This window comes from Streptomyces sp. IBSNAI002, assembly GCF_052244475.1.
Classification (GTDB): domain Bacteria; phylum Actinomycetota; class Actinomycetes; order Streptomycetales; family Streptomycetaceae; genus Streptomyces.
The window spans coordinates 7,801,583-7,815,042 of record NZ_JBQPXG010000002.1 but is presented as its reverse complement, the minus strand read 5'-3'; the positions used below and the strand labels follow the sequence as shown (position 1 = coordinate 7,815,042).

General features: G+C 73.7%; 11 protein-coding genes and 1 pseudogene. 5 read left to right on the top strand and 7 right to left on the bottom strand.

What is annotated here, in order from left to right; genetic code table 11:
• Positions 1-177: 177 nt before the first annotated feature.
• Positions 178-1,000 (bottom strand): annotated as a pseudogene (locus ACTVZO_RS36210) (YqjF family protein).
• 129 nt (positions 1,001-1,129) lie between these two features.
• Between ACTVZO_RS36210 and ACTVZO_RS36205 the strand changes: the two are divergent.
• Both ACTVZO_RS36205 and ACTVZO_RS36200 read left to right on the top strand, forming a co-directional pair.
• Positions 1,130-1,663 carry a DM13 domain-containing protein gene (locus ACTVZO_RS36205; protein ID WP_443302373.1) on the top strand — a complete coding sequence of 178 codons (534 nt, stop codon included), beginning with the start codon at positions 1,130-1,132 and terminating at the stop codon, positions 1,661-1,663.
• Between the two features lie 89 nt (positions 1,664-1,752).
• On the top strand, positions 1,753-2,988 hold the full coding sequence (locus ACTVZO_RS36200) for a glycosyltransferase (protein ID WP_443302372.1): 1,236 nt from the start codon (positions 1,753-1,755) through the stop codon (positions 2,986-2,988).
• A gap of 43 nt (positions 2,989-3,031) precedes the next feature.
• On the opposite strand, the gene ACTVZO_RS36195 is transcribed toward ACTVZO_RS36200, so the two are convergent.
• On the bottom strand, positions 3,032-3,592 hold the full coding sequence (locus tag ACTVZO_RS36195) for a hypothetical protein (RefSeq protein WP_443302371.1): 561 nt from the start codon (positions 3,590-3,592) through the stop codon (positions 3,032-3,034).
• Between the two features lie 233 nt (positions 3,593-3,825).
• Here ACTVZO_RS36195 and ACTVZO_RS36190 point away from each other — a divergent pair, with 233 nt between their 5' ends.
• The 3 genes from ACTVZO_RS36190 (at position 3,826) to thpR (ending at position 7,000) form a co-directional block, all read left to right on the top strand.
• Entirely contained in the window at positions 3,826-5,130 is a 1,305-nt protein-coding gene (locus tag ACTVZO_RS36190) for a cytochrome P450 family protein (RefSeq protein ID WP_443302370.1), read from the top strand.
• A 130-nt stretch (positions 5,131-5,260) separates the two neighbouring features.
• Positions 5,261-6,355: an amidohydrolase family protein gene (locus tag ACTVZO_RS36185; protein ID WP_443302369.1), complete on the top strand. Its 1,095-nt coding sequence runs from the start codon at positions 5,261-5,263 to the stop codon at positions 6,353-6,355.
• Between the two features lie 60 nt (positions 6,356-6,415).
• Positions 6,416-7,000, top strand: a complete 585-nt coding sequence (gene thpR / locus ACTVZO_RS36180; protein WP_443302368.1) for an RNA 2',3'-cyclic phosphodiesterase — start codon at positions 6,416-6,418, stop codon at positions 6,998-7,000.
• A gap of 25 nt (positions 7,001-7,025) precedes the next feature.
• Here the strand turns inward: thpR and ACTVZO_RS36175 are convergent, their stop codons facing one another.
• From ACTVZO_RS36175 to ACTVZO_RS36155, 5 genes are all read right to left on the bottom strand, one after another.
• Positions 7,026-7,547 carry a hypothetical protein gene (locus ACTVZO_RS36175; RefSeq protein WP_443302367.1) on the bottom strand — a complete coding sequence of 174 codons (522 nt, stop codon included), beginning with the start codon at positions 7,545-7,547 and terminating at the stop codon, positions 7,026-7,028.
• Between the two features lie 71 nt (positions 7,548-7,618).
• Complete coding sequence (locus ACTVZO_RS36170; RefSeq protein WP_443302366.1) at positions 7,619-8,542, bottom strand: arginase family protein; 924 nt, start codon at positions 8,540-8,542, stop codon at positions 7,619-7,621.
• 80 nt (positions 8,543-8,622) lie between these two features.
• Positions 8,623-9,243: a nucleoside/nucleotide kinase family protein gene (locus ACTVZO_RS36165; RefSeq protein ID WP_443302365.1), complete on the bottom strand. Its 621-nt coding sequence runs from the start codon at positions 9,241-9,243 to the stop codon at positions 8,623-8,625.
• A 24-nt stretch (positions 9,244-9,267) separates the two neighbouring features.
• Positions 9,268-10,710, bottom strand: a complete 1,443-nt coding sequence (locus ACTVZO_RS36160; RefSeq protein WP_443302364.1) for an extracellular solute-binding protein — start codon at positions 10,708-10,710, stop codon at positions 9,268-9,270.
• Positions 10,707-13,460, bottom strand: coding sequence for a VWA domain-containing protein (locus tag ACTVZO_RS36155; RefSeq protein WP_443302363.1), 2,754 nt, complete (start codon positions 13,458-13,460; stop codon positions 10,707-10,709). The genes ACTVZO_RS36160 and ACTVZO_RS36155 overlap by 4 nt, the downstream gene beginning before the upstream one ends.

Below are 13,460 nucleotides of genomic sequence, written 5' to 3'. Positions count from 1 at the left end.
ACCCTTCGGGAAACACCCCAGCGGTTCCCATGAGTGAACGTTCGAACGCAATGCTGACGACCCCCGAGAAAGGAACTCAAGACATGGATCGGCAATTCACCCGCATGGGGTAAACGGGGCCGATCAGCGCATTGGCCGAAAACAGGGCCCTTCGGGGCCCTGCGGCCGCTCGCGCCATCAGGGGGTCGGGAGACCGCCCGGGCGCCGGGGCGGGGGGGCCGAAGCGGACGGGCACGCCGGGCGAGTACAAGACGCTCACGGGCGGGCCGGCCGGCGCCGGCAGACCCGCGGCAAGGAGCAGGTTTTCGTCGCAGTCGAGGAGTTCGGCGCGGTGCAGCGGCCAGCGGGGGTGGGTGTTCGGGAGGTAGAGCTGCCGTCCGAAGAACGTGCTGTGCATGCCCCAGCGGGCGGTGAGGAAGTGTTCGAGCGCCGTCGGTTCCCCGATCCGCTCGCCGACGCGCACCGCGATCCTGCTGTGCGCGCCCCGCGGCCCGGGCCAGCGGCGGGTGCTGGCGTACGTCACGGTGTCCGCGTCGTGGCGGACCGTCATCCGCGACCAGACGTACGGGAGGCGGAACACGGACCGCGCGACGGCCACCGGGACCAGGCGGGCCGCGTCGAGCGAGCGGAAGACCACGCCGCGACGCCCGTGGGCGTCCACGGAGTAGAGGCGGACGTTGGTCTCCGGGAAGCTGCCGAGGTAGGGGACGCCGGGGAGGCGGAACCATCCGACCTTGTGCATGCGGAAGGCGACGAGGCCGACGTACGTAACCCCGTCCAGCGTGTCGGGCACGGTGCCGGGCGGGAGCAGCGGGCCGACGTCGGCGGGGTCGACGGCCCAGTGCAGGAAGGCCAGATCCAGCCATGACTGGGTGAGCAGCGGACGGTCCGCCGTATGGGGTGGATCCGCCGTTACGGGTTGCGGGTCGGATGCCCGGTTCGGTGCCGGATTCGGTGCCGGATTCGGTTCCGGATTCGCGGGCGGCGGCGTCTTCGGCATGGCGCCAGTATCGCCTCGCGGCCGCGCACCCGGCAGGGACGTAAGACTTTCGTCATACGGAAAGCCCTGGTCACGGGGGTGCGGGTGGCTTTGAATACGGGAAACGGTTCCGTGCGGAGAGGACAGCCAGTGGCAACGACGAAGTGGGGCGGCAGGAGGCTCGCCGGGATCCTGGTCCTCGCGGCGGTGGCGCTGGCCGCCGGCCTGTACTGGTTCCAGCCGTGGAAGCTGTGGCAGGACGACACGGTCCGCGAAGCGCTGCCGGCGGCGGCCCCGGCCGGCGGCCCCTCCCCCACCTCCTCGGCCGCGCCGAAGACCGTGGCCGAGGGCACCTTCATCAGCCACGAGCACGCCACCACCGGCACCGTGAAGCTGATCCGGCTCCCCGACGGGTCCCACACCCTGCGCCTGGAGAACCTCGACACGAGCAACGGCCCCGACCTGCGCGTGCTGATCACCGACGCCCCGGTGAAGGAGGGCACCGCCGGATGGACGGTGTTCGACGACGGCAAGCACCTCAGCCTCGGCAAGCTCAAGGGCAACAAGGGCGACCAGAACTACGAGATCCCGGCCACGGTGAACCCGGCCGAGTACTCCAGTGTCTCCGTCTGGTGCGACCGCTTCGACGTCTCCTTCGGCGCGGCCGCCCTCAAGGCGGTCTGACCGCGCGGGGGTTGCTTGCTGCGCTGCCCGGGACGTATTGCAGAATCACTGGCCAAAGCAACTGATTCTGTACTACGGGAGTTCCGGACATGCGCGTGTTGTTGTCGTCGTACGGGTCGCGTGGCGACGTCGAACCACTGGTGGGGCTGGCGGTGCGGTTACGGGAACTCGGCGCGGAGGTACGGGTGTGCGCGCCGCCGGACGAGGAGTTCGCCCGGCTGCTGGCCGGCGCCGGCGTGGAGCTGGTGCCCTTCGGGCAGCCGGTGCGGGCACTGGTGACCGGGGCGGTGGCCCCGCCGGCCGGGGGCGCGCCGCAGCGCGCGGCCGAGCTCGTCGCGGAGCACTTCGGCACGATCGCCGCCGCGGCCGAGGGATGTGACGTGCTGGTGGCCTCCGGGCTGATACCCGCCGGGCTGCGCTCGGTGGCCGAGAAGCTGGGCATCCGCTACGTGTACGCCTGCTTCCATCCCTTCGAGCTGCCGTCCGCGCACTACCGGCCGTCGCTGCGGCCCGGCCGGCCGTCCCCGCCGGAGGTCACCGGCCTGCGGGAGCTGTGGGACCTGGACGCCGAGCGCGTGAACGCCCTGTACGGAGAGCCGCTCAACGCCCACCGGGCCTCGATCGGCCTGCCGCCGGTGGACAACGTCCGCGACCACGTCTTCACCGGCCGGCCGTGGCTCGCGGCGGACCCGGTCCTGGGCCCGTGGCAGGACATGACCGACCTCGACCTCGTCCAGACCGGCGCGTGGATCCTGCCGGACGAACGCCCGCTGCCGGACAAGCTGGTGGCGTTCCTGGACGCCGGCCCGGCACCGGTCTACGTCGGATTCGGCAGCATGCCGATGCGCACCTCGCCGGACGTCGCCCGGGTGGCCGTCGAAGCGGTCCGCGCGCAGGGCCGCCGCGTGCTCGTCGGGCGCGGCTGGGCCGGGCTGGCCCTGGCAGCCGGCCAAGGCGACTGCTTCGCCGTCGGCGAGGTGAACCAGCAGGCGCTGTTCGGCAGGGTGGCGGCCGTGGTGCACCACGGCGGGGCCGGCACGACGACCACGGCCGCCCGGGCCGGGGCGCCCCAGGTTCTGGTGCCCCAGATCGTGGACCAGCCGTACTGGGCCCGCCGGGTGGCCGAGCTGGGCATCGGCGCGGCACACGACGGTCCGACCCCGACCGTCGAGTCCCTGTCGGCCGCGCTCAGGACCGCCCTGGCCCCCGAGACACGCGCACGGGCGGGGGCCGTGGCCGGCACGATCCGCACCGACGGGACGACGGTGGCCGCGCGGCTGCTGTTCGACGCGGTCGGTCCGGAGGGCTCGCCCGTGTCCGTGTGACAGGGGCGGCGCGCCGGGCTGCTCGCGCGGCGCGTGGTGCGGGCTACTTGGGCGGGCGCATGGTGCCGGGGCGGCAGGTCACCGCCGGGTTGTACGTCTCGAAGGTGCCCAGGGGGTTCTTCTTCCACAGCCACAGGTGCAGCGCGTAGTGGACGGGCTGGCCCGGGAAGTGGCCGCGCTGCGGACCCTCGAAGGCAGTGCCGAACAAGGTGGGCCGGTCGTCGTCCGTCGCCAGGTTCTGGTCGCGGTCGTAGACCAGCCACTGGACCCCGACCAGGCGCTTGCCGCCGCGCCCGTCGTCCTCGTAGAACAGGGCGGCGGGCTTCGCCGGGTCGACGGAGTTGTCGAGCGCGTGGTTGAAGTGGGGGTAGCCGAGCGCCCCCGGTCCCTCCTTGTTGACGACGCAGTACGTGTCCGGGACGTAGCCCGCCTTGACCGCGTTCCCGTGGATCTTGTACCTGGCGGTCGCCTCGTACGTGATCGCGCGGGCTGCCGCGCTCTTGCCCGCGTCGGCGCCCGACGCGGACGCGGGAGCGGGAGCGGAGACCAGCGCCAGGGTCAGCGACGCGGCGATCGTAAGGACCGGGGTGAGACTTCGGGCCATGTTCGGACTCCTCGGGACGGGCTGACGTCTCCAGCAGCCTGTCCCGCGATCCCCCGGCCCGCCACACCGTGCGACAGGACGGCCGACCGCCACCCGGGTGACGGCGGGCCGGTCCGCACGGACCCGAGCGGGGCGGCACCGGCTCACCCCATCGCGCCAACGGTGGTTTCACGTCCGGCTCCCGCAGGGAACCCGTGTGTCCGCGGAACTCGATGGCACGGAGGGTGCGGAACATGACGCAGGAGAACGCGACACCGGGCGACCACGGTGCGCTGCACGACCTCGTGTCGGCCGTGTCCAGGGGCGCGCCCGAGTACCGTGCGTGCCCCCATCCCGTCTACGCCGCGCTGCGCGAGCAGGCCCCGGTGTGCCGGCTGACGCCCGCGCACGGGGTCGACACGTATCTCATCACCCGTTACGAGGACGCCCGGGACGCGCTGTCGGACCCGCGCTTCAGCAAGGACATGCGCGGGGCGCTGGACACGTACCACGCCGTGTACGGCAGTTTCTTCGACGCGCTCGACGACAACGTCCTGAACTCGGACCCGCCCCGGCACACGCGGCTGCGCCGGGTGCTGCGCAGCGGCTTCACCCCGCGGCGGGTGGAGGAGATGAGGCCGAAGGTCACGGCGATCGCCGAGAGCCTCCTCGGCGCGTGTGCCAAGGGCGACCCGGTCGACCTGATGTCGTCGTTCGCGTTCGCGCTGCCCATCGCGGTCCTGTGCGATCTGATGGGGATCCCCGAGGGGGACCGTCCGGAGATCCTCGCCCACTTCGCGGTGGTGTCGCGCGCCCGGTTCGACCCCCGGATGGGGGCGGAGCTGCAGGCGGCCGAGGAGTGGCTGCGGGACCGGCTGGCGCGGCTCATCGCTTGCACGCGCGGCCGTCCCTCGGACTCGTTCCTCAGCGACCTCATCCGGGCGGAGGAGGGGCTGGACGACGCCGAGCTGATCTCTTCGCTGTGGGTGCTGTTCTTCGCCGGACACAAGACCACCGCGTTCCAGATCGGGAACTCGGTGCTGAACCTGCTGCTCCATCCGGAGCAGTTGCAGAAGCTCCGGAAGGACCCGCTGCTGATTCCGCGGGCCGTGGAGGAGATCGTCCGGTTCGAGGGATCGGTGGAGTCCTCGACCTTCCGGTACGCGACGCAGGACGCGGAGGTACGGGGGACGGTGATCCCCAAGGGCTCCCTCGTGCAGATCGCCATCACCTCGGCCAACCGCGACCCCGCGAAGTTCGACTCGCCCGACGTCCTGGACGTGACGCGCGAGGGCCTCCAGAGCGCGCACCTGGGCTTCGGCCACGGCACGCACTACTGCCTCGGGGCGCCGCTGGCCCGGCTCGAGCTGGAGGTCGCCCTCGCCTGCCTGCTGCGGGAGTTCCCGGAGATGGAACTGGCGGACGCGGAGGCGGCCGCGGGGGCCTGGCTCAGGGGGCCGATGCCGGCGTTCCGGGGGCTGCAGGAGCTGCGGCTCGTCCTGGAGCCCTCCCGGTCGGCCCCTCCGCACGGGGTGCCTCTGGAGTCCCTCCCCCGGTGACGCCCGCGGGCCCTGTGACTGCCATGGCTCCCGTGACCCCTGTGGCGCCCGCGGCCCCGTGACCCTGACCTGAGCGACTTCCGGAACCGACCGACCAACTGACCAGACCCTGACGGACGGTGGATTTGGCATGACAGATTCCGCGAGCACCTCCAGGCTAGGCCTCCTCGGACCGCCGACGGGCGAGCCGCTGATCTCCGTTGCGCTCATCGAGGAGGCCGCCGGGACCGCCCGGGACGCGTCCGCCCCCGGCACGGCGGACGTACACGCGGCGACGTCGAAGATCGACATGCACCACCACTACTGCGCGCCGGAATGGCGCGAGTGGGCCGCCCGGCACGGGCTGGTCAACCCCGAGAAGCTGCCCCCGTGGTCGCGGCTCGACACCGGGGCCGCGATCGGCTTCATGGACCGGGCGGGCATCTCCACGGCCGTGCTCAAGCCCATGCTCCCCGCGCGCTACCGCTCCACGGCGCAGCTGCGCGAGGCGATCAACATCACGCTCCAGTCGATGCTCGAAGTGGCGAGCTCGCATCCGGGACGGTTCTCGTTCTACGTGCCGCTCTTCCTCGACGACCCGGACGCCTCCTCCTGGGCCGTTCGCCGCGGGCTCGGGCAGCTCGGCGCGGTCGGGGTGAACGTGACGGCCAACTACGGCGGGGTCTACCTCGGCGACCCGGCCTACGACCGGGTGTTCCACGAGCTGAACGAGCACGGCGCGGTGGTCGACACCCACCCCCACAACCTCCCGGACGGCGCGCCCGGCGCGGTGACGGTGCCCGGCATTCCGAACTTCATGTGCGACTTCCTGCTGGACACGACGCGGGCCGCGGTGAACATGATCGCCCATCGAACCCTCGACCGTTTCCCGGACATCTCGGTCATCCTGCCGCACGCCGGCGGCTTCGTTCCGTACATCGCGGGGCGTCTGGAGGCGCTCGGCCGCTTCTGCGACCCGCCCGTCGAGCCCGCCGCGGTCCGCGACCACCTGCGCCGCTTCTACTACGACACCGCGGGCCCCATGGCGGGCGCCTCGACGCTCCTCGACCACGTGCCCGCCGACCACATCCTCTTCGGCACGGACTGGCCCGCCGCCCCCGCGGACACCGTGACGAAGCTGGCGTTCCCCGCTCTGGAGGCGGATCCCGCCTTCACCTCGGAGCAGCTGCGGGGGATCTACCACGACAACGCGCTGCGTCTGATCCCGCAGCTGGCGAGCGTCTGACGGGGCGGCCGCACGGCCCGGAGATGACGTGAGCGTGCGCCACACGGTACGAAGTCTCCTGTGAACGCACAGACCCCGTCCGGGACCGTCCGGATATTCATCGCCCTCGCCCCGCCCGACGACGCGAAGGAGGAGCTGGCGAGGGAGCTCCGTCCCGCCTACGAGGCGCATCCGCGCATGCGGTGGAACCGCATCGAGGACTGGCACATCACCCTGGCGTTCCTCGGCGAGCTCCCGGTCGCGACCGTTCCGCTGCTCAGGCCGCCGCTCGCGGCCCTCGCGGCGCGGCACCGGCCCGTGCGGCTGGCGCTGCACGGCGGCGGGCACTTCGACGACCGGGTGCTGTGGAGCGGGATCGGCGGGGACCTCGAAGGGCTGCACCTGCTGGCCGGCGAGGTGCGGGCCGTGGTCAAGGAGTGCGCAGTGCCCTTCGAGGACCGGCCGCTGCGCCCGCATCTGACGCTGGCCCGGTCCCGCCGGAACGAGCCCTCTTGCGCGGTGGAGGCGGCCGAGGCCCTGGATTCCTTCACCGGCCGCTCCTGGCCGGCCGAGCGCCTGCACCTGGTCGGCAGCAACATCGGCCGCGGGCCGGGACCGATCCACTACCGCGACATCGAGGCGTGGAGCTTCGGCGGCGGGAGCTGAGCGCGTCCCGCCGCCGCGACGAGCGTCAGAGCGCGTTCTTCGAGGCGCTGGCGACGACGCATTCCTTGTACTCGCTGCCGTCGCCCTTACCGGTGTACGGGGTCTTGGCCTCGGCCGGCTGGGAGGCGCCGGCCTTGACCGTGAGCGCGGACACCGTGGCCTGGGCGGTGCTCGCGGTGGAGGCGGAGTCCCCGCGGAACTTCATGGTGATGTTGTAGGTGTAGCCGACCGAACCGCTGTTGGTCACCGTGATGCGGGCGACCAGGTTCTTGCGCGCGTCGTCCAGCTTGCAGCTGTCGATCCTGATGTCGCGCTCGGCCTTGTTGCTGCTGGAGCCGCCGGTGACGGAGCCGCCGCTCGAACTGCCGCTGGTGCTCGTGCCGTCGCTGTCGTGGCTCCCGCCGGTGCTGCCGCCGCTGGAGCTGCCGGAGCCCGATCCGGAACTGCTGCTGCCACCGCAGCTGCCGCCGTGGGAGCCGCGGGCTCCGGTGAGTGCGAACACGGCGATGCCGAAGACGGCGACCGCGCGGACATGGCGAAGCTTCACGTTCTACCCCGTTGGAATATCAGTACCGAAACCGCCCGTCTTGACGGGCACACGTCACCCTACCAGCGCACTCACCGTGCCCCGTCCCCGTTTGCACGGCCCTCGGCGGCCCCGGTCCGTGCTTCCAGAGCCCGGCTCAGGCAGGCGGTGAGGCGTGCCGCGATCGTCCCCTCCGGATCGAGGCGGGGGTTGAATATCGTGACGTCGAAGCCGACGGCCCGTGCGTCGGCCAGCGCCGTGGCCAGCACGGTCTCCAGCTCCTGCCACGTCAGCCCGCCGGGAAGGCGGTAGTCGACGGCGGGCATGACCGCGTCGTCCAGGACGTCGGCGTCGAGGTGGATCCAGTGACCGGCGCTCCCGTCGTGCGCGAGCCGGGCGAGCGCCTCGCGCGCGGCGGTGGCGGCGCCGGCCGCGCGCACGGCATCGAGGCCGATCGCGTGGAGCCGCGGCGGCAGCGGCTGCATCCCGGCCGCGTCGGACTCGGCCGAGTCCCGGAAGCCGAAGGCGACGGCGTCCTCGTCGCGCAGCAGCGGTCCGCGGCCTTCGAGGTCGGCGAGCAGCCGCGGGCCGCGCCCCGTGGCCAGGGCCAGTTCCATCGAGGCCGCCTCGCCGGCGGGCTCCGCCGACGGCTGGTAGAAGTCGGTGTGGCCGTCGAGGAACAGCAGGCCGTAGCGGCCGCGGCGGCGCAGGGCGAGCAGGTTGCCGAGCAGGATGCTGCAGTCGCCGCCGAGGACCACGGGGAAGCGGCCTTCGTCGAGGACGGCTCCGACGGCGTCGGCGAGCCGGACGGAGTACCGCGCGATGCCGACGGGGTTCAGGACCCCGGTCCCGGGGTCCCGCCGCGGGTCGTACTCCGGCGGTTCGACCCTGCCGGCCCGCACCGCTCCGGGATGGTCCGCCAGGCCGGCGTCGAGCAGGGCGGCCGGCAGGTCCTGGACGCCGGACGGGCGCAGCCCGAGCACGGAGGGTGCTTCGATGATCGCGATCTCGGGCACGTCTCAGCCCCTTCGCCGCCGTGCGGGACCACAGGCCACAGACCCATGGTCCCGCACGGCGGGCGGCCCGTCGCGGCGGGTCAGCCCGCGTCGAGGACGAGGTCGGCGCGGTGGCGGCCGGCGGCGACGAGGCGGGCGTTCGGCTCGTCCGACCGGGCCACCCAGGTGCGTGCGTGCTCCGCGTCCTTGCCGTGGCGCACGTGCCGGTCGACCAGGCGCCGGACGCGCAGCTCCTCGTCCGGGGCGAGGTACCAGGCCTCGTCCAGGAGCGTGCGTACGGAAGCCCACTCCCCCGCGTCGTGCAGCAGGTAGTTGCCCTCGGTGATCACCAGCGGTACGTCCGGGGGGACGGGGATGCTGCCCGCGACCGGTTCCTCAAGGGAGCGGTCGAAGGCGGGTGCGTACACCGGGCCGGTCTCGGATCCGCGCAGGCGGCGCAGCAGACAGACGTATCCGGCGACGTCGAAGGTCTCCGGGGCGCCCTTGCGGTCGGCCAGTCCCGCCCGGACCAGCTCTGCCTGGGCGAGGTGGAACCCGTCCATCGGGACCACCACCGCCGTCCGCGGCCCCAGCGCTCCGGCGAGCCGGGCGGCCAGTGTCGACTTTCCGGCCCCCGGCGGCCCGGCGATGCCGAGGATCCGCCGGCCGCCCCGGGCGGCCAGCGCGGCCGCCCTCCCTGCCAGTTCCGTCGTGGTGTGCACCCGCCCATCCTGCCCGGCCGGTCGTCAGGTGTGCGGCAGTGCCTTCCTCAGCCGTGCGTGCAGGTCCTTCGCGAGTCGCGCGTCGGACGGGGGTTTGTCCGTGTAGAGGCGGCGCAGTTCGGCGGTGAAGGTCTGGGTGAAGGCGCCGTACAGGGGCGTGCGCGGGCGCTGCACGGCGTCCTGGAGTGCGGGCAGCAGGGTGTCGCGCGCGTACTTCGGACGGCCGTGCTCGTCGCGCGGCATGCGGTCGGTGCTCTCGGCGTTCGGGCCGGCCGGGGCGGGGGCCTTGGCCGCGCGGCAGGCCGGGCCGTTCTCGACGTACGCGGAGAGCCTGGTGGCCGCGAACCCCGCGTCGAGCAGGCAGCGTTCGCTGTCCCGGCCGGTGAGGAACCGGATCAGCTCCTGGGCCGCGGGGCCGCGCTTCGACGCCTTGGTCACGGCCAGGTTCTGGCCGCCCAGGACCGCTTTGCCGGGCAGCGGGGCCACCCCCAGCTGCTCTCCGGTCAGGGTCTGGTGCAGGGTGCCGTAGGCGTACGGCCAGTGGCGCAGGAACGCGGTACGGCCGTCGGCGAAGTCGCCGAGGGATTCGGTCTCGCCGGAGCCGCCGGCGTCTGCGAGCGTGTACGGGGCCTTGGTACGGTCGCGCAGCTCCGCGATCCCCTCCTCCAGGGCGTCCTCGGAACCGGTGTACCGGCCTGCGCCGTCGGTGAGGGAGAGTCCCTCCCCGGACGAGGCCAGCGCCTCGATGCCGTTGACGGTGAGGCCCTCGTAGGGCGCGAGCTGGGTGGTCCACCCCTTCTCGTAGCCGTCCGCCGCACTGCGGCCCGCGTCCCCCACGGTGCCGATCAGCCGCTGGACCGTGGCCCAGTCGGTGCCCTTGCCCAGCTCGGTGTCCGTGACGCCCGCCTTCTTCAGGTAGTCGCGGCGGTAGAAGAGCAGCCCGACATCGCTGTTGAACGGGACGGCGTACACCTTGCCCGCCCAGCGGGCGGTGTCGGCGACGGACGGAATGACGTCCGCGTCGAGCAGTTCCCCGGGGAGCGGCCGGACCAGGCCCGCGTCGGCGAACTCCGGTACCCAGGTCACGTCGAGGTTGACCACGTCGTACTCCGCGCTGCCGGACTGGAGCGCGCCCAGCAGCTGGCTGCGCTGCTGGTCGGCCGAACCGGGGAGTTCGACGAGCCGGGCCCGGGAGCCGGAGCCCTTCTCCTCCTGCTCCCGGTTCCACTGGTCGATGAGCTTCTGCCGGATCCCGCCCTTGCCGGTGACATCGCGTCCGCTGGCCACGACGATGTCGCCCTCGGCGACGCCGCTGTCGGCGGACCGGCCGACGGCGTCGGGGCCTCCGTCGCCGCTCCCGCTGCACGCTCCCAGTGTGAGGACCGCCGTCAGGACGGCGGTGAGGAGGGGGGCCAGGGGGCGTGGGCGCCGGCCCGGCCTGCCGGGCGGTCTGCTGCCGCGGGTCATCCCTCGTCTCCCGTTCCGGCCCGGGCGACCTCGTCGCGCAGTCCCGCCACCAGATCGGTCCCGGTGTCCAGGCAGCGGCCGCCGCTCGCCTCGGCGATGACGGCCTCCGGCTTGCCCTTGTCGCAGCCGCCGCTGTCCAGGGATGCCATGACCACGGGGACCCTCTTCTCCCGCGCGTACGCGCGGAGGCCTTCGAGCCGCCCGCCCTCGGTCAGCCGGTTGTCGTCCTCGCCGTCGGTGATGTAGACGATCAGCTGCGGACGGTCGTCGTCCGCCCCGCGCCGGGACATGTCGTCCAGGGCGGCCCTGAGGGCCCGGTACGGGTCCGCTTCCACGTCCTTGACCTGGGCGCGTTCGTCGATGGTGCGCTCGGCTGCCGCGCGCCCGTACCGGCCGAAGGGCAGCAGTTCCTGGTGGGCGAGCGGGGCGCCGGGCGCGGCCGCGACCGCCCACACGCCGTACTCGTCCTGGTCCCCCAGGCCGCCGAGCGACTGTTTGACGATGCCGGGCGCACCGCCGGGCCCCGCCCACAGGTCGCCCATCGAGCCGGAGCTGTCGAGCAGGAACAGCACCCGTCCGGGCCCGTTGGCCTCGCGGTACTCCTTCAGGGCCGCGGCCATCGCGGCCTGGCGGGCGGGGGCCGCGAGGGAGCCGGGGCTGGCGACGGCACCGAACTCGCTGAAGGTGAGGTCGGCGGCGAGGGGCCGGTGTTCGCCCGCGGCGCTGCGGAAGCCGTCCTTGCCGAACTCGACGAGCCCGCCCCGGACCTCCTGTCCGGCCTTGCCCGCCGCTTGGTCCCCGCCGGCGCCGGTGAGCCAGGCGCGGAACCGGTCGACGGCGTCCTGCCGCGCCTCCTGGTCCCGGTCGGCCTCGCGCCAGCGCACCCGTACGAACGTGGGGTCCAGGCCCGGCGCGTCGTCGGGGTAGGCGGCCAGCCGCCGGGCGCGCGTCGTGCTGTCGCAGTCGACCCCGGACTTGAGCAGGAACTCCGGGACCAGGGCGGCGGTGCGGTCGTCGACGGAGTCGTCGTCGGGCAGGGCGCACAGCAGGGTCCCGCCGGTGGGCGAGGGCGGGCCGGGCTGCGCGACGCGACCTTCGGCGGCGGCCGCGTTCGCCTCGCCGGCGCCGTACAGGCCGAGGGTCGCGACCAGGCCGGAATCGGTGTGCTCCGGGTCCGGACGCCGTACTTCCGCCTTCGGGTCGCGGGTGCGCAGTGCGTCCATCAGGCGGGTGAGGCCGCCGGTCCGCTCGGCGACCGGTTCCGCCGCGAGCTGCTGCGGCACGGCGAGCACGAGGGGCGAGTAGGCGAACGGGGCCGGGTCGACGCGGAGTTCCGCGTAGCTGCGCTGGTCCTGGGGCGGCCGGGCCCGGGCCGCGCTCGCCGAGGTCGCGGGGATCCAGACGTCGGGCTGGGGGCCGATGTCGCGCTGTGGATTGACCGTCTCGGAGACGGGCCGCTGCCAGGGGTCGGACTGGTCGTGGAACGCGGCGACCACGTCCGCGGCGCCGGCGCTGTAGACCGTGATGCCGCTGCGGCGGCAGCCGTCACCGGTCCGGTTCCCGTCCGACACCAGGTACACCTCGGCCGCCCTGCGCACGGTGGACTCGATCTCGGGGTCGGTGAGCAGCCGGAGTTCGAGCGGCGGCGTGCAGGGCTGCCCGCTGCCGAAGAGGTCGTCGGCCAGCAGGTATCCGGCGGGGACGAGCCCCGCGAGCACGGCGAGCACCCCGGCGGTGACCGCGACCCTGCGGGTCCTGCCGGCCGGGCGGCGCGGGGTGGCCGGGCTCGGAACGCGGACCGGGCGCGGACGGCGGGCTCGGGGAAGGGACCACGGCGCCCGCCGGTGCGCCGACGGCAGGTCCGGCACGTGCGGCGTGCCGGACTCGGGGCCGGGCGGGCGCTCCGGCGTCGGGTCCGGCGCGGCGCCGGGCGCGCGGTCCGGCTCGGGCCGGGCCCCCGGCACGGCGGCAGTGCCCGGCGCGGCTCCTGCGGCGGCCAGCAGCACGTCCGCGCCGGAGCCCGCCGGACGGCTCTGCGGCTCCCACGGCTCGGCGGGATCGCGCAGGGTCGTGTGGTGCGCGGACATGTACGCCCGCAGCCGCTCCGCCAGCGCCGTGAACCCCACGGGCGCGCCGTCCCCGTCGGCCCGCAGGGCGCGGATCAGCTCGGCGGTGAAGGGTGTCGGGGTGGCGTCGTCCCCCGCGTCGATCCGGTTGTTGGCCTGCACGCTCATCAGCAGCGAGATCCGGTGCCGCTGCGCGGTGTCGAGCGCGTCCCAGGCCGCCGACGCGTTGCCCGCGTAGCAGCAGTCGAGCACGACGACCACGTGCTCCGCCCTGGTCCGGGTCAGCACGGTCAGCACGCTCCGCCAGGGAACGGCGCCGCGGAACACCGACTCCGCCCCCGCCACGATCGTCGCCGCGCGCATCTGGAGCCACAGCTCGTCACCGGTGCTGGGGACGGCACCGTGCCCGGAGAAGTAGAGCAGGAGGAGGCCCTCCGCCTCGTCGACGGCGCCGTCCAGCCGGCGGTCGAACTCGTCCACGTTGCGCGGCCGGACCACGCCGATCTCGTGCTCGCCGAACACCCCGCCCGTGCGCAGGGCGGCCGCGAGGCCGACGATGTTGTGCTCGACCGGCTCCAGGTCGCCGGGCACGCCGAAGGGGTGGCCGGGCTGTGTGAACTCGTACGCGGGCACGCCGACGATCAGCGCCCGGTTCACCCTCCCGCGCGGGTCGAAGCGCGCCAC